Source organism: Streptococcus hillyeri, from assembly GCF_041081565.1.
Lineage (GTDB): Bacteria > Bacillota > Bacilli > Lactobacillales > Streptococcaceae > Streptococcus > Streptococcus hillyeri.
Genome location: NZ_CP163513.1, coordinates 1,876,751 through 1,900,879 on the forward strand (window position 1 = coordinate 1,876,751; position 24,129 = coordinate 1,900,879).

At 39.8% G+C, this 24,129-nt stretch carries 22 protein-coding genes, 1 tRNA gene and 2 other RNA genes; 9 read left to right on the forward strand and 16 right to left on the reverse strand.

All coding sequences use genetic code 11. The features are described from left to right. Positions 1–32: 32 nt before the first annotated feature. The 4 genes from AB6M99_RS09265 to AB6M99_RS09280 are packed head-to-tail and all read right to left on the reverse strand — an operon-like array spanning position 33 to position 3,424. Positions 33–881 carry a helix-turn-helix domain-containing protein gene (locus AB6M99_RS09265; RefSeq protein ID WP_121836006.1) on the reverse strand — a complete coding sequence of 283 codons (849 nt, stop codon included), beginning with the start codon at positions 879–881 and terminating at the stop codon, positions 33–35. A gap of 36 nt (positions 882–917) precedes the next feature. Next, positions 918–2,168: a glutamate-5-semialdehyde dehydrogenase gene (locus AB6M99_RS09270; RefSeq protein WP_121836007.1), complete on the reverse strand. Its 1,251-nt coding sequence runs from the start codon at positions 2,166–2,168 to the stop codon at positions 918–920. Positions 2,169–2,177: 9 nt separating this feature from the next. After that, positions 2,178–2,987 (reverse strand): glutamate 5-kinase, encoded by an 810-nt coding sequence (proB, locus tag AB6M99_RS09275; protein ID WP_121836008.1) that lies wholly within the window; start codon positions 2,985–2,987, stop codon positions 2,178–2,180. Positions 2,988–3,028: 41 nt separating this feature from the next. Further along, positions 3,029–3,424: a PepSY domain-containing protein gene (locus tag AB6M99_RS09280; protein WP_121836009.1), complete on the reverse strand. Its 396-nt coding sequence runs from the start codon at positions 3,422–3,424 to the stop codon at positions 3,029–3,031. 225 nt (positions 3,425–3,649) lie between these two features. On the opposite strand from AB6M99_RS09280, the gene AB6M99_RS09285 reads away from it, so the two are divergent. The 6 genes from AB6M99_RS09285 to AB6M99_RS09310 all read left to right on the forward strand — a co-directional run bounded on the left by AB6M99_RS09285 (position 3,650) and on the right by AB6M99_RS09310 (position 8,252). Beyond that, positions 3,650–4,903, forward strand: a complete 1,254-nt coding sequence (locus AB6M99_RS09285; RefSeq protein WP_369350625.1) for an MFS transporter — start codon at positions 3,650–3,652, stop codon at positions 4,901–4,903. Beyond that, positions 4,903–5,940: a helix-turn-helix transcriptional regulator gene (locus AB6M99_RS09290; RefSeq protein WP_121836011.1), complete on the forward strand. Its 1,038-nt coding sequence runs from the start codon at positions 4,903–4,905 to the stop codon at positions 5,938–5,940. Before AB6M99_RS09285 ends, AB6M99_RS09290 begins: the two co-directional genes overlap by 1 nt. A 70-nt stretch (positions 5,941–6,010) precedes the next feature. Beyond that, positions 6,011–6,203, forward strand: a non-coding RNA gene (ssrS, locus tag AB6M99_RS09295) — 6S RNA. Further along, positions 6,204–6,276: transfer RNA gene (locus AB6M99_RS09300), tRNA-Lys, on the forward strand. Positions 6,277–6,426: 150 nt separating this feature from the next. Further along, positions 6,427–6,864: a GNAT family N-acetyltransferase gene (locus tag AB6M99_RS09305; protein WP_121836012.1), complete on the forward strand. Its 438-nt coding sequence runs from the start codon at positions 6,427–6,429 to the stop codon at positions 6,862–6,864. Positions 6,865–7,085: 221 nt separating this feature from the next. Next, positions 7,086–8,252 carry an IS30 family transposase gene (locus AB6M99_RS09310; protein WP_369350628.1) on the forward strand — a complete coding sequence of 389 codons (1,167 nt, stop codon included), beginning with the start codon at positions 7,086–7,088 and terminating at the stop codon, positions 8,250–8,252. Between the two features lie 597 nt (positions 8,253–8,849). Here AB6M99_RS09310 and uvrA read toward each other — a convergent pair. Beyond that, on the reverse strand, positions 8,850–11,681 hold the full coding sequence (gene uvrA, locus AB6M99_RS09315) for an excinuclease ABC subunit UvrA (protein ID WP_121836013.1): 2,832 nt from the start codon (positions 11,679–11,681) through the stop codon (positions 8,850–8,852). A 228-nt stretch (positions 11,682–11,909) separates the two neighbouring features. Between uvrA and AB6M99_RS09320 the strand changes: the two genes are divergently transcribed. Both AB6M99_RS09320 and AB6M99_RS09325 read left to right on the forward strand, forming a co-directional pair. Continuing rightward, complete coding sequence (locus AB6M99_RS09320) at positions 11,910–12,854, forward strand: magnesium transporter CorA family protein (protein ID WP_121836014.1); 945 nt, start codon at positions 11,910–11,912, stop codon at positions 12,852–12,854. A 42-nt stretch (positions 12,855–12,896) separates the two neighbouring features. Further along, positions 12,897–13,550 carry a DUF1129 domain-containing protein gene (locus AB6M99_RS09325; protein WP_121836015.1) on the forward strand — a complete coding sequence of 218 codons (654 nt, stop codon included), beginning with the start codon at positions 12,897–12,899 and terminating at the stop codon, positions 13,548–13,550. Between the two features lie 152 nt (positions 13,551–13,702). Here AB6M99_RS09325 and ffs read toward each other — a convergent pair. The 11 genes from ffs to rsgA form a co-directional block, all read right to left on the reverse strand. Next, an RNA gene (ffs, locus tag AB6M99_RS09330) (signal recognition particle sRNA small type) lies at positions 13,703–13,788 on the reverse strand. 153 nt (positions 13,789–13,941) lie between these two features. After that, entirely contained in the window at positions 13,942–15,642 is a 1,701-nt protein-coding gene (locus tag AB6M99_RS09335) for a glycosidase (RefSeq protein WP_121836016.1), read from the reverse strand. Continuing rightward, positions 15,642–16,589, reverse strand: coding sequence for a hypothetical protein (locus AB6M99_RS09340; RefSeq protein ID WP_220702232.1), 948 nt, complete (start codon positions 16,587–16,589; stop codon positions 15,642–15,644). The genes AB6M99_RS09335 and AB6M99_RS09340 overlap by 1 nt, the downstream gene beginning before the upstream one ends. 416 nt (positions 16,590–17,005) lie before the next feature. Beyond that, entirely contained in the window at positions 17,006–17,398 is a 393-nt protein-coding gene (rpsI, locus tag AB6M99_RS09345) for a 30S ribosomal protein S9 (RefSeq protein ID WP_012516324.1), read from the reverse strand. A gap of 21 nt (positions 17,399–17,419) precedes the next feature. Then, the gene (gene rplM / locus AB6M99_RS09350) at positions 17,420–17,866 is read right to left on the reverse strand and encodes a 50S ribosomal protein L13 (protein ID WP_024381069.1); all 447 of its coding nucleotides are present in this window, start codon (positions 17,864–17,866) and stop codon (positions 17,420–17,422) included. A gap of 169 nt (positions 17,867–18,035) precedes the next feature. Beyond that, complete coding sequence (purR, locus tag AB6M99_RS09355) at positions 18,036–18,851, reverse strand: pur operon repressor (RefSeq protein WP_121836017.1); 816 nt, start codon at positions 18,849–18,851, stop codon at positions 18,036–18,038. A gap of 127 nt (positions 18,852–18,978) precedes the next feature. Continuing rightward, complete coding sequence (locus AB6M99_RS09360) at positions 18,979–19,917, reverse strand: 3'-5' exoribonuclease YhaM family protein (RefSeq protein ID WP_121836040.1); 939 nt, start codon at positions 19,915–19,917, stop codon at positions 18,979–18,981. Positions 19,918–19,993: 76 nt separating this feature from the next. After that, a complete protein-coding gene (locus tag AB6M99_RS09365) occupies positions 19,994–21,223 on the reverse strand; it encodes a DNA recombination protein RmuC (protein ID WP_121836018.1) in 1,230 nt (409 codons plus the stop codon). Continuing rightward, positions 21,220–21,864 (reverse strand): thiamine diphosphokinase, encoded by a 645-nt coding sequence (locus AB6M99_RS09370; RefSeq protein WP_121836019.1) that lies wholly within the window; start codon positions 21,862–21,864, stop codon positions 21,220–21,222. Before AB6M99_RS09370 ends, AB6M99_RS09365 begins: the two co-directional genes overlap by 4 nt. After that, positions 21,857–22,519, reverse strand: a complete 663-nt coding sequence (gene rpe / locus AB6M99_RS09375; RefSeq protein WP_121836020.1) for a ribulose-phosphate 3-epimerase — start codon at positions 22,517–22,519, stop codon at positions 21,857–21,859. Before rpe ends, AB6M99_RS09370 begins: the two co-directional genes overlap by 8 nt. A 7-nt stretch (positions 22,520–22,526) precedes the next feature. Next, positions 22,527–23,399, reverse strand: a complete 873-nt coding sequence (gene rsgA, locus AB6M99_RS09380) for a ribosome small subunit-dependent GTPase A (protein ID WP_121836021.1) — start codon at positions 23,397–23,399, stop codon at positions 22,527–22,529. Between the two features lie 228 nt (positions 23,400–23,627). On the opposite strand from rsgA, the gene AB6M99_RS09385 reads away from it, so the two are divergent. Then, a complete protein-coding gene (locus AB6M99_RS09385) occupies positions 23,628–24,104 on the forward strand; it encodes an NUDIX hydrolase (protein WP_369350634.1) in 477 nt (158 codons plus the stop codon). Positions 24,105–24,129: the final 25 nt, after the last annotated feature.

Below are 24,129 nucleotides of genomic sequence, written 5' to 3' on the forward strand. Positions count from 1 at the left end.
ATGTAGGAGCTAAAAAAAGAGAGCCTACGCCCTCAATTTTCCAATAATAACCAATAGCACAGCGCTAAATCATCTAACTTTTTCAAATTCAGCCCTGACAGGCTTTGAAATTTATCCAGTTTATATTGGAGGCTGTTGCGGTGCAAAAAAAGTTTTTGCGCCGCTTGTACCTGATTGCCGTGGCTTTCCCACAGGGCTGCTACCATATCTGGAACCTCATTTTGCAGGGTCAAATAATAGTTAAGTGCTTCCTTGAACACTCCCACTTCTTGCCCATTGCTCAATGCCCAGAGCAACATTTTTGCAAAGCTCTGCATTTTTTCAGAAGAATGACCCGCTAGGTAGGCAGTAAAAAGAGTCGTTTCCGCCTGAAAAAGCTGTCTCAGATGCTCATCATCTATCCGCGCCCAGCTATTCCCGAGAAAAAGACTAAGCGATAGCCCAAAGTCGCTTTCAATGGTCACCAAAAGCTCCTTCAAAAGCTCAGTGATGTCACTTCCTTGTTCTTGAGTCAATAGCAGAGCTGTCCGATATGATCCAAGTGAAATGGTTGCCACACGTCCCAAAAGAAGTTGGTCCAACAATTCTAGCAACTCCTCCGTAAACGGTTGGGAATGCTCAAGATAGAGAAATTGGTAATTTGGATAAGAGGCTGGCAACTGAGAGCTTCTTCCCATTAAAAATTCTAACCAAGGATTGGTTAATACCGGCCTATCCTCAGCCGTTGTTGAGAATAAGGTGATTAAAAATCGCTCTCTATCAGTCAAATCTTCTTTAGGAATTTGTAACCATTCTTTTTCCAATGGAAGATTTTGAATTCCAGTATCGTCTGACTTTTGCTGACTTTTCTGGGCATTAGGAAAATAATCTTGCCAGTTCATCCAAGCTCACTTTCTAAATTTGTCATGCTTCATTTGTTATTCTCTAATCTGTCCTTGACCATTGATATAGAATTTTGTAGATGTCAAAGCCTCTAACCCCATTGGTCCACGCGCATGCATTTTTTGCGTTGAAATACCGATTTCAGCGCCAAGGCCAAAGACAAAGCCATCGGTAAAACGAGTTGAGGCATTGACATAAACCGCTGCCGCATCCACTTGGTCTTGGAATTTCTCGGCTGCCACAAGGTCACGAGTCACGATGGCTTCTGAGTGCGATGACGTATAGGTATTAACCCAAGCAATCGCTTCTTCCAAGTTCGAAACCACCTTGACAGACATGATATAGTCTAAAAACTCTGTGGCATAGTCTTCTTCTGTTACTGGAACGGCTGTTTTTAAGAGGGCGTATGCCTTCTCATCCGCACGAAATTCAATTGGCTGTACCTGATTAGCCGCCTCTTCCAACATTGGCAAAAACTGCTCTGCTATTTTTTCATGGACCACTAAAGATTCTGCCGCGTTACACACACTTGGACGCTGGATTTTGGCATTAAGGACAATCTTCGTCGCCATTTCTAAATCAGCAAACTCATCCACGTAAATGTGACAATTCCCAACGCCAGTCTCAATCACTGGCACTTTTGATTTTTCTTTAACCGTTTGAATCAATTTGGCACCACCACGTGGAATCAACAGGTCAACATAATCAACTGCCTGCATCAAGTTTTCTGCAACAGCGTGCGAAGTATCTTCAACCAACTGAACCACATCAGGATTGACACCGCCATCTGCTAGCGCCTGACGAATGACCGATACTAGGGCTTTATTTGAGTTAATAGCATCACGTCCACCACGTAAGATAATAGCATTGTTGGTCTTGAAGGCGAGCGAGAAAGCATCTACAGAGACATTGGGACGACTTTCGAAAATCATGGCAATCACCCCTAAAGGCACTCGTTTCTGAACAATCTTTAAACCATCCAAATTCGTATAGCCACGTACCACCTGACCAATCGGGTCTTCCAAATCGGCTACCTGACGAACCCCTTCTGCAATTCCTTCAATTCGTTCAGGTGTCAAACGAAGGCGATCTGTCATAATCTCGGAAATCCCATTTTCTTTAGCTTGTGCCAAATCCTTAGCATTTTCCGTCAAAAGTAGCGCTGTTTCACTGACTAAACGCTTGGTTACCAAGGTTAGGAGAGCATTTTTTTCACTGGTGGAAAGGCTGAGCAAGTCACGCGCTGCCTTTTTAGCTTGTTTTCCTAAAGTTTCAATATAGGTCATACTCTTTCCTCACTTCTGACTAAACAATGTTCCTAGGTGTTCGCCATCTAGAACACGCAAAATATCACGCGGATTGGCACCATTCATCAATACCATCTGCCCATCATTTTCAAAGACAATTTGTGCTGATTGGATTTTAGAAAGCATACCGCCTGTTCCAAACTTAGAACCGGCGCCACCAGCAGAAGCTAAAATCTCTTCTGTGATTTCAGGAACATGGTTACGCAACTTAGCATCGTCATAAATCGTCGGATTTTTATCGAACAACCCATCAATATCTGACAGCATAATCAATAAGTCTGCCTTCGTGATGCTAGCCACAATAGCTGATAAACGGTCATTGTCTCCAAACTTAGTCTGATGGTCCATTTCATCAATGCTGACCGCATCGTTTTCATTGACAATAGGGACTATTCCCATGCTAAATAGACTTTCAAAAGCATTGGTAACATTGGCTAAACTCTCAGGAAATTCTACCACATCACGTGTCAATAAAATTTGAGACACATTGGTCTGGTAGTGGGCAAAAATCTGAGAATAAAGGCTCATCATCGCCACCTGCCCCACACTAGATACTGCTTGTTGCTCTGCCATTTCGCTAGGACGCTTAGCAAGTCCTAAAACATCTAAGCCAAATCCCATCGCACCAGATGAAACGAGAACAACTTCCATTCCCTTATTCATCAAACTAGCAATAACAAAAGCCAACTGATCAATTTTTTCAAGGTTAATCTTTCCTGTTGGTAAGACTAAAGAACTTGTTCCAATCTTAATAACAAGTCTTTTTACGGTTTTAAAATCTCTTTTCATAGTCAACATTATACACTAAAAACCGTGCCAACGCACGGTTTTCTGTCATATTAGTCATTAACGTTTTCTTGACTTTGTTCCAAAACATTACCTGAATCAGCATCAATAGAATAGCTGTATTCTGTAGTATCTTTGACAAACTCAATATCATAGCTATGTGGCATGTCATCAAAATCTTGCTCAACTGTCAAATTGATAACTTCCTCTTGCTTTAGGCCGGCTGCTTCAAGAGCTCTTTTCACAGCATCTTCTTGAGAAATAGCAGGGCTATAGGCACCAGCTTGTCCAGTCGTTTGTGTGCTTGTTTCTGAAGCACTTTGTGAAGTCTGTTGAGTGGTACTCTGCTGTACAGCTACCTCATCTTTATCATCATCAAAATCACAAGCAACTAAAGTCAAAGTAGTTAAAGCTGCTAAACCAAATAAACTCAATTTTTTCAAAGTCATATTAATACTCCAATCTTAGATTAAAGTCATCTTATCATATCAAAACTTTCAAAGTCAAAAAATCTGTTCATGACTAATCTTCGTTTAAGTTTTCGTTAAGAAAAGGATAGAATTAGATATACGCTTTATTTTTGAATTAAATATTGACTTTATAATGCATTAGTTTTGTAATTTATTCAAGTAATTACTTTATTTAAAACTTTAATTATTACTTGAGGTGTTTTTATGAAAAAGATTTTTGCCAACAAAACTTATTTAGCGGTTATTGCCTCTGATCTTCTGTCAAATTTTGGAGATACTCTTTATTACATGGCTCTGATGAACTATGTCTTATTTCTTCCAAATCCTAATTTTGCTTTATCTATTATTACCTTATCAGAAACCCTTCCTACCTTTAGTCGTCTCATAACAGGTTTTTGGTCTGATAAAACCAAAGATAAATTAAAGGCTATTCAATTAACATTAGTTTTTCGTATTACTATTTACACGATTCTAGGCTTTATCATGACCTTTGAACCAGCTTTATGGATTGTCATCGTGGCGGCTATCTTTAATTTTTTCTCTGATGTCGCGGGACAATATGAGAATGGTCTTTACATCCCTATTAGTTTAAGAATTATTCCTAACGAAGACAGAGCAGAATACATGGGATTTAGCCAAAGTTTAGGATTAACAACCAATCTCTTATTTCAATCTGCTGGTGCCTTATTTATTACGATGATGAGTTTTTCCCAGTTAGCCTTTGTCAATGCTGCGACATTTGCAGTATCTCTTCTCATGTACACAATCATTAAACCTCGTATTGCTCAGCTTTTTGTCCAAAAACCTCTAGAAACCTCTGAAAACAAAAGGTCTGGTAATATTTTCAAAGATATGTGGCAAAGCTTGAAGCTAACTCTGTCAGAAATGGCTGCTATTCCTGACTTAAAAGCCTGTATGATTATTGTCCCTGTCCTAAATGGGCTAGGTGCTGTTCTAATCACATTGTTGACCCTTATTATGAGTCATAATAAAGAGTTTATAATCTTTAATGCAGCTACAACCTTAGCAATTTTTCAAACCACTAATATTATCGGCATGATTCTAGGGGGAATTTTAAGTATGAATCTCCTAAAAAATCTTTCTATTTCTCACACCCTACAAGTGGCTTCCGCGCTGTTTTCTGCTCTTATTTTTGCTTATTATCTTCAGAATATCTGGCTCATTCTCATTTTCCTTATTCCTATAGGAATCATTTCGGGTGCTATCAATCCTAAACTAAACACCCTAATTTACACTAGAATCTCTGAGAATAAAATTGCTACTGTGTCTGCTGGCATTTATACCTGGTTTACTACGGGGATTGTAATCACACGATTACTGATGTCAGGACTGATGTTATTTCTTTCGGTAAAATGGCTGACGCTTCTTCTTTTCTTGCTCAGTCTAGGACTTTTAGGTTATACTATTAATGACTTTATCAGAAAGAAAGTAATATAATGGATATTTTTATCAGTAAACATCAAAGTAAAATCATGGATTTTCTTTGGCTACCAAGCATCAGCTACTTCGATCCTAGTCAAATTGATCTAACATTTGAAGAACGTCAAACTTTTCAAGAGGTGTTTAATGATTTTGAAACCATCAAAAAAATATTAGAGCCCTATACACCACGTCTTCACAAATTTTACCGCGGAGCAAACCATGGCCATATTATAGATAGTATTTACCGCTATCTATTAGAAGAAGGCCACGACCCTAAAACAATGGAAGAACTTTATCCACTTGTTTTAGCGGTTTCAGAAGAAAAAATCCGCTCCCTTTTACTAAATCTTATCGCACCTGAAGGCCAAGTCATCGAAACCGAGGAAGATCTTCTTAACCTCTTAGAGGATGACATGATAAAAGAGAGTACCAAATGGCGCGTCTTTTGGTCATATCATCACCCTAAAGAAACCGTCGAAGGCATGGTTGACCTCTACAAAGAGCTTATCCCTCTCTATCAACCGTTTTATGAAAAATACGAAAAAGAGGTGCTAGAGACAATCAATCAGCTTGACATTATGGAACTTTTTAGCGACTCTATTTTTGATATCAAAAAATACCTCTCAAAAAGTCAAAAATCTGCCCTAAAAGTTTTTGTCACTTCACCACTACATCTCAGTCACATCATTACTACAGATGAGTTAGACTTAGAAAAACCTATCTACGTCTATACTTACGCCAGAGCAGAAATCATTCTCAAAGGACGACAACAACACAATCTCAGCAAAGACACTTTGGATTTGGCCATCAAGTCTCTAGCTGATCCCGTTCGTTATGATATTTTAAATATCGTCTCTCACTCAACAATGAAAAATAAAGAAATAGCTGCACAGCTAGGCATCACTCCCGCTAACGTATCTTTCCACATCCAAAAACTGCTCAATGCTGGATTGCTCAGCTTTGCTATTGATAAAGACGAAGCCCGCTATAGGCTCAATAAAGCTTTCATGGCGCAATGTCTTGAGAAAATCAAGTCTGATTTTGACTTATAACAAGCGTTTTCAAAAATTTTAAAAATGCCCTTGAAATTTTTCTAAAAAGTGGTATCATAATGGTACAGAAATATTGCTGTGGCATACGAATTCACATCAATGTGTTGACCGACTATTTTTTGTATTTTTAGGGAAACAAAAGTCTTCCTCCAGTATGTAGGCCGTTTCACGCGGAAACAACTAAGGAGGAGCGAGTTGCCCACCTGCTTTATTGCGCGGGTTCAATACAAAACGTGAATCACCGGTGCCAATACAGCTTTCTTGCCTCCTTAGCTCAGTTGGTAGAGCAGTAGACTCTTAATCTAGGGGTCACAGGTTCGAGCCCTGTAGGGGGTATATGATTCAACAGTCTAAAGCCTTGATTTATAAGGCTTTTTTCTTTGTCTAGTGGTATTTTGTTCTAGATTTGTTCTTGTAGGGGGTAAATAAAGTAAAAAACCCACTATAGTGTAAGGCTTTTTTTCGTATTCTAAGGGAGATATTAACATGAAAATCATTGAATACCAAGACTCTTATCGAGACGACCTTATCTTTATGATACTAGAAGCCAAAGATGCTCTAGGAAGAATTCCAAGTATCAACCCTGATTTATTATCCATTAAAACCTCTTACCAAGATAAGAGCGATCACTTCTGGTTGGGAATTGATGAGAAAAATAGGGTCATCGGATCCATCGCTTATTCATCTCTTCCAAATTCCTCAGAAGTTTTTCTACACCGCCTATTTGTTAAACCTCGTTTGAAAAATCAAGGTTTAGGGAGTCAATTACTTCGCTTCGCAGAAAAACACTTAATTGCAGAAGGTAAAACAGCTATTCATGTCCACCTTGGACAACCTAAAGAAGACTGGAGAGCCTCTTATTCCTTTTACCCCAAGCATGGCTATATTTTTTACGATGATACTCATCTGATTAAAATCTTATAATATGACACACAAAAAACTCCTAGAATCTTGTTACTTAAAACGAGTAGTCTAGGAGTTTTTATGCTAAACAGTAAGTCTTTTACTATATTATACTTAATTTATTTCAGAGGTAATTTCCCAAAGTAATTTCCACTTTAGCTTTCGAAGCGGAAGTTAGTCTAAAACGGATTTTTATGGTGGAATTAAGTCTGAGACGTTTGCGTTAGAAATGAGTCCTTACTATGACAAAATATAAACACCTTACCCTCTCAGACCGCAATGACATCCAACTTGGCTTAGAACGTGGAGAAACCTTCAAAGTCATTGGACAAACTATCCTAAAAGATCCTACTACCGTTTCCAAAGAGGTCAAACGTAACAGACAGGTCAGAACCTCTACCAATGATGGGCTTCCTTGCCCTCTCCTTGATAAATCCCCATTTGTCTGTAACGGATGTCCTAAGAGAAGACAAAATTGTGGCTACAAGAAAATCTTCTACCTCGCTAAACAGGCTCAAAAACAATACGAACAAACCCTCGTTGAGGCTCGAGAAGGAACACCTCTCAACTCTCAAACGTTCTGGGACATGGATAAAGTCATCTCCGATGGTGTGAAAAAGGGACAGCACATCTATCACATCCTTAAAACTCATAACCTTGATGTCAGTTCCTCAACCGTCTATCGACACATCCGTAAAGGATACCTTTCTATCGCTCCTATTGATCTGGCTAGAGCTGTAAAATTCAAACCTAGACGAAAGGCTACACTACCTGCTATCCCTAAAGAAGCTAAAAAAGGGCGTTCTTATGAGGACTTCCAAAACTTCCTGACACATAGACAGCTGACCTCTTGGCTTGAAATGGACACCGTTATTGGACGGGTTGGTGGAAAAGTATTACTCACCTTCAATGTCTCTTTCTGTAACTTTATCTTCGCTAGACTTCTGGACAATAAAACCGCTCTTGAGGTCGCTAAACACTTCTATGTTATCAAGAACACGCTTTATGAGGCTGACCGAGATTTCTTCGATGTTTTCCCTGTCATTCTAACTGACAATGGTGGAGAGTTTGCCAAAGTTGATGACATTGAGATGGATATCAGAGGTGAGATTAACCTATTCTTTTGCGACCCTAAGCGCTCTGACCAGAAAGGAAGAATTGAGAAAAATCACACACTTATTCGCGATATTTTACCCAAGGGAACTTCTTTTGACAACTTAACTCAGAACGATATCAACCTAGTCTGTTCTCATGTGAATAGCGTGAAACGCGCTGCTCTGAATGGGAAATCAGCTTATGAGCTCTTTACCTTTACCTATGACGAAGAACTGGCTAAACTACTCGGCATTTCCTTAATTCCAGCAGAAGACGTCTGTCAGTCTCCAAAATTACTCCAACACAAATTCTAAAAACAACCTAATATAAGCCACTCAAACGTCTCACACTAACTTCCACCATAGCGGAACTTAATCTGAAACGCTTTCAGATGAGGGGATTTTGTGTACCCTTTTTGTCAACTAAATTAGCCTAAAAATGCAATAAATCAACCTTTATAAAAACCAGTGGAACTTACCCTGACACGGAGTTTCACTGGTTGTTAGAGGTTTTATCAGATTAACTTCCACTTTAACAGACGGTGGAAGTTAGTTTGGGAATTTAGCAATTTATTTCAGAAATCTGAAATTGTGAACTTTACACTATAGAAATTTAACCAGATTTATAATTTATATTGAAACTAAAATCCTGTTCAGAAACAATATTCACAAGTTAAAAATTTTAGCGCCAGCTTAAAATGCGACCACAAAATCGCTCAAAACAGACAGTTGCCACCGTGGTAAAAAGACGATTGACTATATTCTGTCAATCGTCGAGGGTATTTTCAAGACCTTAGGCTTGAAAATAAGCAATGGAACTCCGTTAGGAGGTCGCTTGCGTCCCTACCACATAAGGCTAACTGTCCAAAAAATTATGAATACAAGTTATCAAATTTTGATTTTATATGAGTATTAGTTCAAATGCAATTTGGGTTTCAAATATTGTCCTGTATAGCTTTCATTGACTTGTGCGACTTCTTCTGGTGTTCCTGTGGCAACGATTGTTCCACCTCCGACACCGCCTTCTGGACCAAGGTCAATGATATGGTCTGCCGTCTTAATCACATCAAGGTTATGTTCAATGACAAGAACGGTATTTCCCTCATCAACAAAACGTTCCAATACCTTAATGAGACGAGCAATGTCATCCGTATGAAGTCCTGTCGTTGGTTCATCCAAAATGTAGAAGGATTTCCCTGTTGAACGCTTGTGGAGCTCACTAGCCAATTTCATGCGCTGCGCTTCTCCTCCTGAAAGAGTAGTAGCTGGTTGTCCCAAAGTAACGTAACCTAGTCCAACATCCTTAATGGTTTGAACCTTACGAGCAATTTTAGGAATGGCCGCAAAGAATTCTACCGCATCATCAACAGTCATATCAAGGATTTCCGCAATATTTTTATCTTTGTAACGTACTTCTAAGGTTTCTGAATTGTAACGTGTGCCATGGCAAACCTCACAAGGGACGTAAACATCAGGCAAAAAGTGCATCTCTATCTTGATAATTCCGTCACCTGAACAAGCTTCACAGCGTCCGCCTTTGACATTGAAAGAAAAACGCCCTTTTTTATAACCACGAATTTTGGCTTCATTAGTTTGAGCAAAAAGGTCACGAATATCATCAAAGACACCCGTATAAGTCGCAGGATTTGAACGTGGTGTCCGTCCGATTGGGCTTTGGTCAATATCAATCAAGCGCTCGATATGCTCAATTCCTTCAACAGACTTATATTTACCAGGTTTTTCAGAATTACGATTGATTTTCTGAGCAATCACTTTTTTCAAAATACCGTTGACTAGGGTTGATTTTCCTGAACCAGAAACACCCGTAACAGCGACGAATTTACCAAGTGGGAACTTGACATCAACATTTTTTAAGTTGTTCTCAGAAGCACCTTTGAGCTGAATAAATCGTCCATTTCCAGAACGGCGTTCTAACGGTACTGGAATTTCTTTAGCTCCAGATAGGTACTGACCTGTGATGGATTTTTTATTTTTAGCCACTTGTTCTGGCGTACCAGAAGCAATGACTTCACCACCAAATTGACCTGCTCCTGGCCCAATATCAATCAACCAGTCAGCCTGCATCATCGTGTCTTCGTCATGCTCAACAACAATCAAGGTATTGCCTAAATCACGCATTTTTTTGAGGCTTGAAATGAGGCGGTCATTATCTCTTTGATGAAGTCCAATAGATGGTTCATCTAAGACATAAAGAACGCCACTAAGATTTGACCCAATCTGTGTTGCCAAGCGAATCCGTTGACTCTCACCACCAGATAAGGTACCTGCTGTACGAGATAGGGTCAAATAATTCAACCCAACATTATTGAGGAAGGTCAAACGATCTGTCACTTCTTTTAAGATAGGCGCTGCGATTTGCTTGTCGTTACCAGCTAATTCTAATTGTTTAACCAGTGCCAAATGATCTTCAATAGACAAATCTGAAATTTCAGCGATGTTCAAGCCAGTCTCTCCCCCAACACGGACTGAAAGCGCCGCTTCATTGAGGCGATAGCCGTGGCAAGTCTGACACTTAAGCTCATTCATGTAGGCACGCATGACATTACGTGTATAATCACTATTGGTCTCGTGGTAGCGACGATTGATATTTGGGACAACTCCCTCAAAAACAATATCAATATCTCTGACACCACCAAAGTCATTTTCATAATGGAAATGAAACTCACGTTCACCTGAACCGTAAAGGACAAGATTCCTATCACCCTCTGATAACTTTTCCCATGGCGTATCAATGTCCACACCAAATTGAGTCATGGCCTGCTCTAGCATTGCTGGATAGTAATTCGATGAAATAGGATTCCATGGTTCAATAACACCTTCGCGAAGCGTTTTTTCAGGATAAGGTATCACCAAATCAAGGTCAACTTCTAGCTTCATCCCAAGACCATCACAGGTAGGACAAGAACCAAAAGGCGCATTAAATGAAAAGAGGCGAGGCTCAAGCTCTGGCACTGTAAATCCACAGACTGGACAAGAATAGTGCTCAGAATAAAGTAACTCATTACCATCCATCGTGTCAATGATAAGATAACCATCTGCGAGACGAAGGGCTGCTTCCACAGAGTCAAAGAGACGTGAGCGAATGCCGTCCTTGTTGACCAAGCGGTCCACCACAACCTCGATATTATGCATTTGACTCTTGGACAGTTCAGGAACTTCCGTCACATCGTAAATCTCACCATCAACACGGACACGAACATAACCATCCTTTTGAATTTTCTCAAAAATGGTCTTATGTTGCCCTTTTTTGCGTCTCACAATCGGCGCTAAAATCTGCATACGCGTACGCTCTGGTAGCTCCAACACTTCATCCACAATTTGCTCCACAGATGATGCCGCAATTGCCCCGTGCCCATTCACACAGTAAGGAACTCCCACACGCGCATAAAGCAAACGAAGATAATCATTGATTTCGGTCGCTGTTCCTACCGTCGAGCGAGGATTTTTACTGGTTGTTTTTTGGTCAATGGAAATAGCAGGGCTAAGACCATCAATCGAATCCACATCCGGTTTTTCCATATTTCCCAAAAACTGACGGGCATAGGCTGATAAACTCTCAACATAACGACGTTGCCCCTCAGCATAAATCGTATCAAAAGCCAGCGATGATTTCCCTGAACCTGACAAACCAGTCACGACAACCAATTTATCACGCGGAATTTCAACATCAATATTTTTCAAATTATGGGCTCTCGCCCCATGGATTACTAATTTATCTTGCATATAAAAAACCAACCTGACCAACCGACATCTTTCCACCACAAATAAACATCATGTGTGGAAAATCGTAAAAGGTCATTTAATCATTTTCCTTTCATTTATTGAGCATAGTACTCAATATGACAACACTCATTATAACAAAAATCCCAAAAGAGTTCCCACAAAAGACTCGTTTTGTAGTATAATGAAATGTATGCCTATAAGGCAAATTTTATCCGAAGGAGGGGCTTGATGAAACAAATATTTTTATCAACTGCTAAAGAATTCAACGAAATTGAAACGTTCGAGCCAGGGGCTTGGATTAATTTGGTAAACCCTTCCCAGGAGGACTCTGTTCGTATAGCAGAGCAATTTAATATTGATATTACCGACTTGCGGGCACCGCTTGATGCGGAAGAAAGTTCTCGTATCTCCGTGGAAGATAATTATACCCTCATTATCGTCGACGTTCCCATGCAAGAAGAACGCAACAGCAAAAGTTACTATGTGACCATTCCTCTTGGTATTATCGTCGCACAAAATGCTGTCATCACGACTTGCTTAGAAGATGTCCCACTATTTGATTATTTTAAAAATGGTCGTGTTAGAAATTTCTACACCTTCATGAAAACCCGTTTTGTTTTTCAGCTTCTCTATCGAAATGCAGAGCTTTTCCTAACAGCCCTTCGTTCCATCGACAGACAGTCTGATAAAATCGAAGCAGAACTTGAAAAAGCTACTAAAAACGAAGAACTGATCGATATGATGGAGTTGGAGAAGTCTATCATTTACCTAAAGGCTTCTCTGAAAATCAACGAACGTATTGTCAAAAAATTGACTGGAAATGCCTCAAGTTTAAAAAAATACGCTGAGGATGAAGACCTACTGGAAGATACTCTGATTGAAACCCAACAGGCGATTGAGATGGCTAGCATTTATGAAAATGTCTTAAATGTCATGACTGAAACTTCTGCTTCTATTATTGGTAACAATCAGAACACTATCATGAAAACCTTGGCGTTAATGACTATGGCCTTAGATATTCCAACGGTTATCTTCTCAGCTTACGGTATGAACTTTAAGGATAATACCATGCCTTTTAACGGCTTACCTAATGCGTTTTGGTTAATCGTTATGATAGCTGCCTTAGGGTCATCGTGTGTTGTTATTTACTTCTTTAGAAAAAAATGGTTCTAAGAAGAGTTTTAAGGATAATCATTTATTTAGAAAGAAAAAAAAATGGAACTTCAAAATTTAACAAAAAAAAATCAAGAATTTGTCAAAATCGCTACCCATCAATTAATCCAAGACGGGAAATCTGACGCAGAGATTAAAAGTATTTTAGAAGAGGTCTTACCTCAAATTGAAGAAAATCAGAAAAAAGGTATTCCTGCACGTACCTTCTTAGGAGCTCCAACCGTTTGGGCTGGTTCATTCACCCCAAAAGCTGGGCAAACAAGTGCAGCAAAGGTTGAAAAAAATACCAATCCATGGCTCATGTGGTTAGACACAACACTTCTATTCCTCGGAGCATTTTCATTACTAAATGCCATCATACAATCTTTCAATAAAGAAGCGACTAGCTACGGCATTTTAACCCTCCTTATCCTCACAATGACTGGTGGCGCTGCAATGTACGCCATCTACTACTTTGTTTACCGCCATATCAACAACGGCAATCGTCCTCATTGGGCGAAAAGCATGGGAATCCTCTTTGCTGTCACATCACTATGGTTAATCATTTTTACAGTAGCAAGCGTCTTTATTCCAGCAAGCATCAACCCTGTACTCCCAGCACTAGCACTTGCTATCATCGGGGCCCTTGCCTTTGGTGCTCGTTATTTCCTCCAAAAGAAATACAATGTCGCTAATGCACTTAGTGTTGAAAGATAATCATTATAATATAAACAAAAATCCTCTGAAAACACCATTTCAAAGGATTTTTTATTGTTTTATGATTCAAAAAGTCTATAGACCTATCCGTTCGCAGATAGCAGCGGCCTATCCCCCTCTGAAAGCTTGATTTCAAAGGGCTTTTAGATTCCGCAAAAAAAGAGCACACAACTGACTTCGCTTAGGGCTGCTGGATTCCTCCCCTGACCCGCTTCACGCACAGCTGTTGCTCCATAAATAATTATAGCATATTTCTAGATTTTTGCAAGCAAGGAAAATGTTCCTAAAATATACAAGTAGCCTATTTTTCAAATATACTTATATTTTATTTTCTAGATTAAATCTTCTTAAACAGACACTTGTGTCAGGCAAGTGTCTCAATGTTTAGGCTTTATAAGCTTTTCATTTCGTTTGTAATCCTTCCATCAGGTTGTGATGATGTGATACGATACGCCAATGATGTTAAGTCTGCTTCTAAGGTAGCCGTGTAGTGATTATATTCCCATGTTATCTTAATAGTTGAATCTTGATGACTCACTGAAACCGTTGCTTCACTTGAAAATGCTGGATTTGTTTGACGGAAATGTAATAGCTTCAATTGTTCTTGAACAGCTTCATTTTTTAATTGTGCTTCAATTTGTTCTAATGATAAGTTGGTACGATTGATTTCTTTATGACCACCCTCACCTGCTTGTAAAACAGCTTCATGATCATTTTTACCTAGAAATAGATCTAAATACCAGATTTGTGGTTTTCCTGGCATGAATAATTGCAAGGCACGCGCTAGCAACATTTTCGCATCATTTTCACCTAATGCACTATAATAGGTTGCATTCACTTGATAATACATATTTTTCTTACCATGTAAATTTTTAACGTAGCCACCACGTCCAACAATCACGTTAATCAATTCTTCAATACGTGAATCTGACAAAATTCCCTTCAAATCAAGCAAGGGAATCCCGTCATGGCACCCTAACATATTCACAACACGCATGTTCTTTTCAATGATGTCATTAGCCCACTTCGCTAAATGCGTCGCTTCACCACTCTCCAACGCATCAATAATCAAGCCCGGTAAAAAGAAGTCATAGGTCATAAATTCTTTATCTGAAATCACTTCATGCGTTTTTTCACTGTAACTGGTATGGATTTCAGGCAGAACGGTTAATCCATGCTTAGCTGCCATCTGTTTAATCTTTTCAAGCAAATCCCATGTATCAGGCTCATTCATGAAATTTTTTGATCCCGGTGCTTTTGGCGCATAGGCAAAGGCATCTAGACGAATAATTTTCGCACCATAGCTCGCTAATTTAGACAAGGTATCTTCATAAAACTCCCAAACTAAGGGTGAATTTAAGTTTAAATCCATTTGCCCCATATAGGTACGGTTTGCTTGTAAATAATCAATAATGGTATCTTTTACAGATTCAAATCCAGTAAAATCAATGTCTTCGATTTTTCCACCAGATGTTAATGTATCATTAACACGTTGACTCAACACATCTGCTGCCCAATATTTTAAACTGGTCCATTTAATCAGGTCATTGGCTTCAAGCTTCGGATAGCGAATCTCGTTGTAAAAGGTATTCCAGTATGGATAATCTTTCCCATCTGGAAAACGTACCATTAAAATAGGCAATCCTGGTTTTCTAAAGAACATTTTTTCCAAATATTGATCATCTGGTTGAATATAACCTTGTGGGGTTAACGTCCCATAACCTTCCCAAAACTTGTTCCAGTTAATGAAGAAATCTTTATATTTTGAATCTTCACCCTTGTTAATAATATCTTGAAATTGTTCAGATAATACGGAAAGATGGTTTAACACAAAATCTAATTTCAGGTCCAAACCTAATGATTTCAGCGCTTCTAAATCTTCAGCTGTAGCTGTTAAATCATTCAAACGATAATCTAATATTGAAAAACCACGGTCCAAATCGCTATTAAACACACTTGGCAAAATATAAAAAGATGAAAAAGTATCTTGCAAGTCTGATTGTTTTAACAGTTTAACCAATGACGACAGATTGCCACCAATACTGTCTGGATAAGCATTTAACATTGGACCAAGATTAAATTCAGTTGTCATTACTCCGCCTCCAAAACATCTTGATAGTCAATAAATTCACACTGATTTGACACGATAATTTTTGATTTTGCTGCTTGTTTAATTAATTTTTCTTGCTCAATTTCCAAAACGCGTGCCACAAACGGACTATCAGCTTTGCCATCTCGGTTACGTGCCAAACGATTTTGTAACGTTTCAGTCGGTGTACTATTTAAAAAGATTGGAATATCCACACCTTCTAAGGCTTCATTATTTCCATGTGTCCATTCAATGATTAACACATTGATCTCACTAAAGTCTAATTCATCAAAATATAAAGAGGTTTCTGTACGACCCATGCGTTTCAACCAAATCTTACCTTGTCCAGCTTTAAATTGCGCAATAACATGTGATAATTGTGCAAAATTGATCTCATTTTCTGTCCCTAAGTAACCTGTTAATCCTTTAATCCCACCTTTAATATAAGATGACATCCATGGATATTGTTCAACCACTGACCAATCTGCTTCGATTTCTTTATCTTGGAAGGTGCGCAATTGCTGAGCATTCTCTTCGTTATACACACCATCCGCTAGCATTTGTAAAATGCCTTCTTCACGGAAAATTTTCAAACGCTCTGCATCATTATAAACAGGAATACGCTTAGGATAATTATCTCCTGAGAGTGTATAACTGCCTATTCCTACTTTCTCTAAAAAATAAGTAAACAAGGCTGCAACACCTGTCTTGCCGACGCCAGATCCACCGCTAACCGCTACAACGACTTTAGCTGACTTTGTTTCTTTCACATGCTGAATAATTTCACTCACCAAACGCGGAAAAATTAATGCTGCCTTTTCAATATGTTGTGGCACAATTGCAATCTGATCTCCTGGCATATCACCTAGCTTAATATCTCCCTCAATCGCTGGCACTTGCCAGTTTGGTAAAACACCTTCTAAACGTTCCATGAATTGCTTAGTTTCCATAAAAATCCCACCTTTTACCATTTTCATATTGTTTATTACATCTAAAGTATATCAACTATTCAATAATATCGCAATGTATTTCAAATATTATACGAAAAATTCTGATACTGTAAATTATCTTATCAGTTCAATCGCCTTTGCTACCGACATTTCACCTCAAAATATAGCGTATTGTGATCACTAGCTTACTGGTCAACCTTTCCAAAAGTAATCAGATATTTAAGAAATTCACATGATTTATTTCTAACAAATCATTCCCTATCTAATCTTATACCGATGTCTGTCGGCGAAGTGGCTCTAAAAGCCATTTAAAAAAAATAAGGTAAAAATGAGGTAAATTTTTCAAAAAAGTGCACAAAAAAAGCACCCATGAGGTAAACTCTTGAGTGCCTTGAAACGTTGATATATCGCTGATATTAACGTTTTGAGAATTGTGAAGCTTTACGAGCTTTCTTAAGACCTGGTTTTTTACGTTCAACCATACGTGCGTCACGTGTAAGAAGACCAGCGCGTTTCAATGAGTCGCGGAAGTCTGGGTCTACTTGAAGCAATGCGCGAGCGATACCGTGACGGATAGCTCCTGATTGACCTGCGTAACCACCACCTACAACGTTAACGAAAACGTCGTATGAACCTTCAGTTGAAGTAACTGCGAATGGTTGGTTGATAACAAGACGTAAGTCTGCGTGTGGGATGTACTCTTCTACATCTTTTTTGTTTACAGTGATTTTACCAGTACCTGGAACCAAACGAACGCGTGCAACAGCGTTTTTACGACGGCCAGTACCTGCATATTGTGCTTGTGCCATTATTTAGATGCTCCTTTCCTCTTAGATAAGTCCTGAGATATCAAGTACTTCTGGTTGTTGTGCTGCGTGAGTGTGCTCACCGCCAACGAAGACTTTCAATTTCATACCTTGTGCACGTCCAAGAGTGTTGTGTGGAAGCATGCCTTTAACTGATTTTTCAATCAAGCGAACAGCGTTTTTAGAACGCAATTCACCAGCTGTGATTGATTTCAAACCACCTGGGTGAAGTGAGTGAGTGTAGTAAACTTTATCAGTTGCTTTTTTACCAGTTAATTTAACTTTTTCAGCGTTAATAACGATTACGAAGTCACCTGTATCAGTGTGTGGTGTGAAAGTTGGTTTGTTTTTTCCGCGAAGTACGCTAGCAACTACTGCAGAAAGACGTCCAAGTGGCACATCAGTAGCGTCTACTACGTACCATTTACGTTCAACTTGGCCTGGTTTAGCCATAAAAGTTGTTTTGTTCATGATTTCTCCTATATATAGTTCGATTATTTGTTTACAAGTGCGGTGGGTGTTCCGTCCCACCAAAGGTATTTGGAAGGTTCCGGGGCCTTTCAAATGGGGTAAACAATACCGTCTAATATCTTACCAAAAAATGAGACTCAAAGCAAGTACTTTGAGCCTATTTTTAACATTATGCATCAAAAATATTTCCGACTTCCACAGTGACCTTGTTATTTTTAACATCAATTTCTGAAACACTGAGAAGTGATTTATATGCAAAGCTTTCGCGAGTTTCTTGCGTGTTGTCTGCAAAGACTGCAACACCAACAAGGGTTGAGTCAAATTCATTCAAGAGACTTGTCATCCCTGTAATAGTTCCTCCGCCTTTGAGGAAGTCATCGACGATGAGGACGCGGCTGTTTGGTTTCAAGCTGCGCTTAGATAGGAACATTTTTTCAATACGGTCACTTGATCCTGACACATAGTTGACAGAGACTGTAGACCCTTCTGTGATTTTAAGGTCACGACGAACAATGACAAAAGGAACATTCAAGACGTTTGCAACAGCATTTGCCAAAGGAACCCCTTTGGTCGCAACAGTCATAACGGCATCAATCTTCTCTCCACAAAAGGCATTTGCAATGATACGACCGACATTTTGCAAGATAGAAGGTGTGCTTAGAAGGTCTGTTAGATAGATATAGCCACCTGGAAGAATACGGTCACTTTCAGAGAGGCTGCTGCAAAGCTCCTCAACAATAGCACGCGCTTCTGCTTCTGCGATACCGGGTGTGAAGATAACTCCACCACTAGCTCCTGTCACCGTATCAATGTGTCCAATTCCTGCCTCTTCAAAAGCTTTTTTGATAATCGAAATATCCTCAGAAATAGATGATTTTGCAGCTTCGTATTTTTCTGCAAAGGTATTTAAACTGGTTAGAATATAAGGGTTATTGATAAGGTAGTTAGAAATCACTACCATACGCTCACTTCTACGTAATTTCATAATGGTTACTCTTCTCTCATTTAATAATATAATAAAAATATTATACCATAAACCGTATAAAAAGCGAACATTTTAATGTTGTAATGCTCGCTTTTTATCTATTTTAGAGATTATCTGTCTCATTCACTCAATATTTTAGCTTGTAGAAAGAACGATTGTCCATTGCAAAAATTTTGCTGGTCATTTCACCTTCTGACACACGGCTTAGGGCAGTGGTCATCATCATCATTTCAGCATCGATATTATCAATCATATGAAGGATTTCAGCTTCCATGATACGTGGACGCACAGGGCTTCCGTATTCCAATTGTCCGTGGTGGCTTAAAATTACGTGGCGAAGCACGGTAACTTCTTCTTTGCTATCATCAATGTTTAGCTCTGCTATTGCCTTTGTAATTTCTTCATTAATCAAGGCGATATGACCGATTAAGTTACCTCTCACGGTGTATTCCGTATTATCAGGACCTGACAGCTCAATGACTTTTGCCAAATCGTGAAGCATAATGCCAGCAAAGAGCAGGCTCTTATTAAGATCTGGATAGACATCACCAATGGCATCCGCTAGACGAACCATGGTCGCTGTATGATACGCAAGCCCTGTCTCAAAAGCATGGTGGTTGGTTTTGGCTGCTGGGTAGAGGTAGAACTCTTTATCGTATTTGCGGTAGAGATTTCTAACAATCCTCTGCCAGGTGGCATTTTCAATGCGGAACATGACCTGTTCTAAATAATCCTTGACATCACTTGCTTTCACCGGTGGTTTTTCCTTGAACTCAGATGGGTCTGAAGGCTCTCCCTCTCTAGGATTGCGTAGGCTAATTTGATTCACCTGGGGTGTTCCATTATAAACTTCCCGTCGTCCTTTCATAAAGACAACCTTTCCTGCTGTAAACTCTTCCACGTTGTAAGGTTGGGCATCCCAGAGGTTTCCTGAAATTTCGCCACTGTCATCTTGGAAAGTAAAGGCGATGTAATCTTTCCCTGCACGGGTCTTGCGGACCTCGGCAGATTTGATTAAGTAGAACCCTTCAAATAGCTGGTCCTGTTTCATTTGGTTAATTTTCATCATAAATCTATCTTTCTATGTGAGTCGGGTGATTTCTCCTACGCCTTGGATGAAGGTCTCGTTACCGATGTCTGTCTTACTCATCTTCTTCTGAAATAGGGAGGTTTAACAGACTTTGAGTGGCACTATCTTGGTAAGTTTCTACTGTATTCAGTGCCTTGATAATGGCATTGGTGCGTGTGGTCAACAAACTATCAACCGTCTTACTTGCTGTGCTCAATTGTTTTTGAGCCTTTTGTAACATGCCACCAAATTTGCCGAATTCTCCTTTGACATTTCCCAAAATCTTGCTGATATCGTCAGCATTTTTTTGGATATTAAGGGTTTTAAAGCCAACTGATAAGGAGTTAAGCAGAGCTGAAATGGTTGATGGACCTGCAATCACGATATGCTCTTCACGGCGCAGGGAATCAAAGAAGGCTGCGTGGCGAACCACTTCGGAATAAAGCCCCTCTGTTGGTAAAAACATAATCCCAAAATTAGTTGTTTCTGGTGGATTAAGGTATTTGCTTTGGATATCTTTGGCAAAACGTTTGATACTTGCCAACAAGGATTTGCGGTAGCGCTCAATTTCTTCCTTGTCTCCTGTTTCATAGGCCTCTTCCAAACGGTAGTAATCTTCCAGAGGAAACTTGGAATCAATCGGAAGGTAGACATAGTCCCCTTGATTGGTTCCCGGTAGCTTAATCGCATACTCAACACGCTCTGTCGATCCTGAGACAGTGGCAAATTCTCGCTCATACTGGCTGGTCGTCATAATGTCTTCAATAATTTGTCCTAGTTGGATTTCACCTAGAATACCACGCGTTTTGGTATTTGATAAGACCTTACTCAAGCTACCGACATCTTGAGCAACGGATTTCATTTCTCCCAAGCCTTGGTTAACTGACTCCAATTGTTTTGAAACGGTCTCGAAAGAGGCTTGTAGACGAGTTTGAAGGGTTTGCTCTAACTTTTCTTCCACTGTCTGACGCATCTGATCAAGGCGTTTTTCATTGGAAGTCTGCATGTCTTTCACTGACCGGCTCAGATTTTGATTGATTTTCTCAAGCATCTGATCTGAGCGGTCACGGTTGGTCGAAAATTGCTGGTAGAGTTGCTCTTGTAAGAGATTGATTTGCTTGGCAAGCGCCAATTCCTGCTCCTTACGAGAGGTTTCTAACTGATAGCCAATCTGGTCAGAGAGATTATCAGCATTATCATCCAATTTTCTGGACAATTGTTCCTGTAAATCAATAATTTTGAACCAGAGCAGGGCTGTGATTCCCAGACTAAGGAGAGCTATTATCAGTATCATTACGGTCATCTCGCCCTCCTATCTTTGGTCTGCATCACGACCACATAACCGTCACTCAGGCTAATTTCAATCGGACCTGAGAGAAACTCATTGCTAGAATAAATTTTTTTGGTAAAAAAATTGGCTGGGGTTAAATCATATTTGGCACCTAAAATCTGCAAGTCCCCCTCACCCTCGACTAGAAACGACACATAGGTTTTTCCTTCTTGAAGAAAAATGCGGTGCTGACCAGCTGGTTGGTAGGTGACATGATTTTGTGCGTCTACTAGATTGATTTGCGTCATAAAAGGACTCAACTCAGGGTCACTTGGTAAAAAGAGGTTAGACAGTAGGTGGTCAATTCGTCCTCCAAAAGCTCCAAACACGGTCACTTCTGCTTCTGGATAGGTTGCAAAAAGGCGTTTTAAGGCTAATTCTGTATCTGTGTCATCTTTTTCAGAAGGAGACTGATACATTTGCCCTGCGACAGCTGAAATCTTCTCACGCTCAGAAATCGTTACTGAGTCAAAATCCCCAACTGCCCAATCTAGCGGCAGCCTTTGTTCCAAAAGAAAGAGACACCCCCTGTCAACGCCAACGTAAAGGTCAAAGTGAGACAGAGAAGGGAGGTTGGACAAGTCTCCTCCTGCAAATAGGGCAATTCTAGGCATCTAAGGCGTCCCTCAAGGTTTGCACTTGGGCTGGTAGGTCGCTAGCTCTAAAGAGGTAAGAACCCGCCACAAAGACATTAGCACCAGCGTCTGCACAGGCTTTGATGGTCTGATTATCCACACCGCCATCCACTTCAATGTCAAAGCTTAAGCCTTTTTCGTCACGAAGTTTAGCAACAGCAGCAACTTTATCCAAGCACTCTGGGATAAAGGCTTGTCCGCCAAAGCCTGGGTTGACCGTCATGATAAGAACTTGGTCAACTAAGTCAATAACTGGCACCAAGGCTTCAACTGGCGTCCCAGGGTTGATAACCACACCCGCCTTCATTCCTGCTGCTTTAATCTTTTGAAGGGCACCATGAATATGGATAGTAGATTCGGTATGAATAGTCATGATATCTGCACCTGCCTGAGCATAGGCGTCAACATAACGTTCAGGGTTAACCACCATCAAATGCACATCAAAAACCAATTTGCTGTGCTTGCGCATACTAGCGACCACATCTGCTCCGAAGCTGATATTTGGCACAAATTGACCGTCCATGATGTCGATGTGAACGTATTCGGCACTGGTTTCTTCGATACGGCGCAATTCACTGGCAAAATTAGCATAGTCTGCAGCAAGAATAGATGGGGCAATTTTATAAGTTGACATGACAATCCTACTTTCTTTTGATGACTTTTTTATAAACTTCACGGCGGTTTTCAATTTCACTTAGAAATTGAAGATAGTTATCATAGCGCACTTGCCAAAGCTGACCTGATTCAAGCGCTTCTTTCACAGCGCAAGATGGCTCATGGGTATGCGTGCAGGTGCGAAATTTGCAGCCTTGGCTGATATCTTTTAATTCTGGAAAGGCTGCGTTCAATTCTTCAGCTGTTGAGACTTCGTAGTCTAGTGATGAAAAACCTGGGGTATCAGCAATTTTACCACCATAAACATTGTACAGGCTGACAGCGCGTGTGGTGTGACGACCGCGTCCCAGGCTATCAGAAATCTCACCCGTTTCAAGAGCTAATTCTGGAGCGATTTTATTAAGCAGGGTGGACTTGCCGACACCTGTTTGTCCCATAAAGACCGTCACCTTATTGGCTAAATGCGGCAACAATTCTTCCTGAGAGTAACAAAATTCATAACCAATCGCTTCATAGTGAGCTCGAATGGTATCCATCTCTGCTCTGCTATGTAACAAATCCAACTTGGAAATATAAACGATAGGACGAATGTTTTTATGCTCTAGAAGCACTAGAAATCGATCCAAAAGGTTGCTGTTAAAATCTGGCTCCTTGGCACTCATGATGACCACTGCCTGATCAATGTTGACAATCGGAGGGCGCACCAAGCTGTTTTTACGCTCATCGATAGCTAGGATGTAGCCTTCTGACTGCTCCTCTGCTGAAAATTCGACAAAATCTCCTACGTAAGGGGTCTGCCCTTTTTTACGAAAATTTCCCCGCGCTCGGGTCTGATAAACTTGTCCGTCTGCCTCGACATAGTAAAAACCTGCCAAGGACTTGATAATTCTTCCTTGCAAATGAACTCCTTATAGGGTTTGATACTTCTATTTTACCAAAAAATATGCTAAAAACCTAGAAACAAACTAACCGAGATAAAAAGCCATCTATAATTCGTGAATAACCAATGTAATTAGTGCTATCCGAAAAGCAACTACTCTTTTCTTCTGATGTCATCATTTACTTCACTAATTATAAACCTCTCAAAAATGTTATAATGAACACAAATAAATCTTGAGGAGAAACCTATGGACATTAGCTTTATGACTTCAGAAGGAAAATTTAATTTCCGTGCCTGCGCGGTTATTATCAACGATAACAAACTCTTAGCTATGAAAGATGACAAATCACCTTACTACTTTTTACCAGGTGGGCGAATTCAGATGGGTGAACGTGCTGAAGGTGCCCTTATAAGAGAAGTCTACGAAGAATTAGGAATAACAGCTGAGATTGTTCGCCCTTTGTGGCTTAACCAAGGTTTCTTTACAGAAGATGTGGAGCAGGTTAGGTTTCACGAAGTCTGTCTTTATTTTCTAGTAGATGTCGCAACGAGTCACCTAACAGAACTCGGACAAACCTTTCAATCAACCGAAGGAAGTCGCACCCATACCTTTGAATGGCTAGATTTTCACACCTTAAAAGACCTTTATTTCTATCCTAAGTTTCTCAAAACAGAGATTTTCAACTTGCCAGATGGACTGACACTACGAACTGAGGTCGAATAAGAGACATCCCTAATTGTTAAAGTTG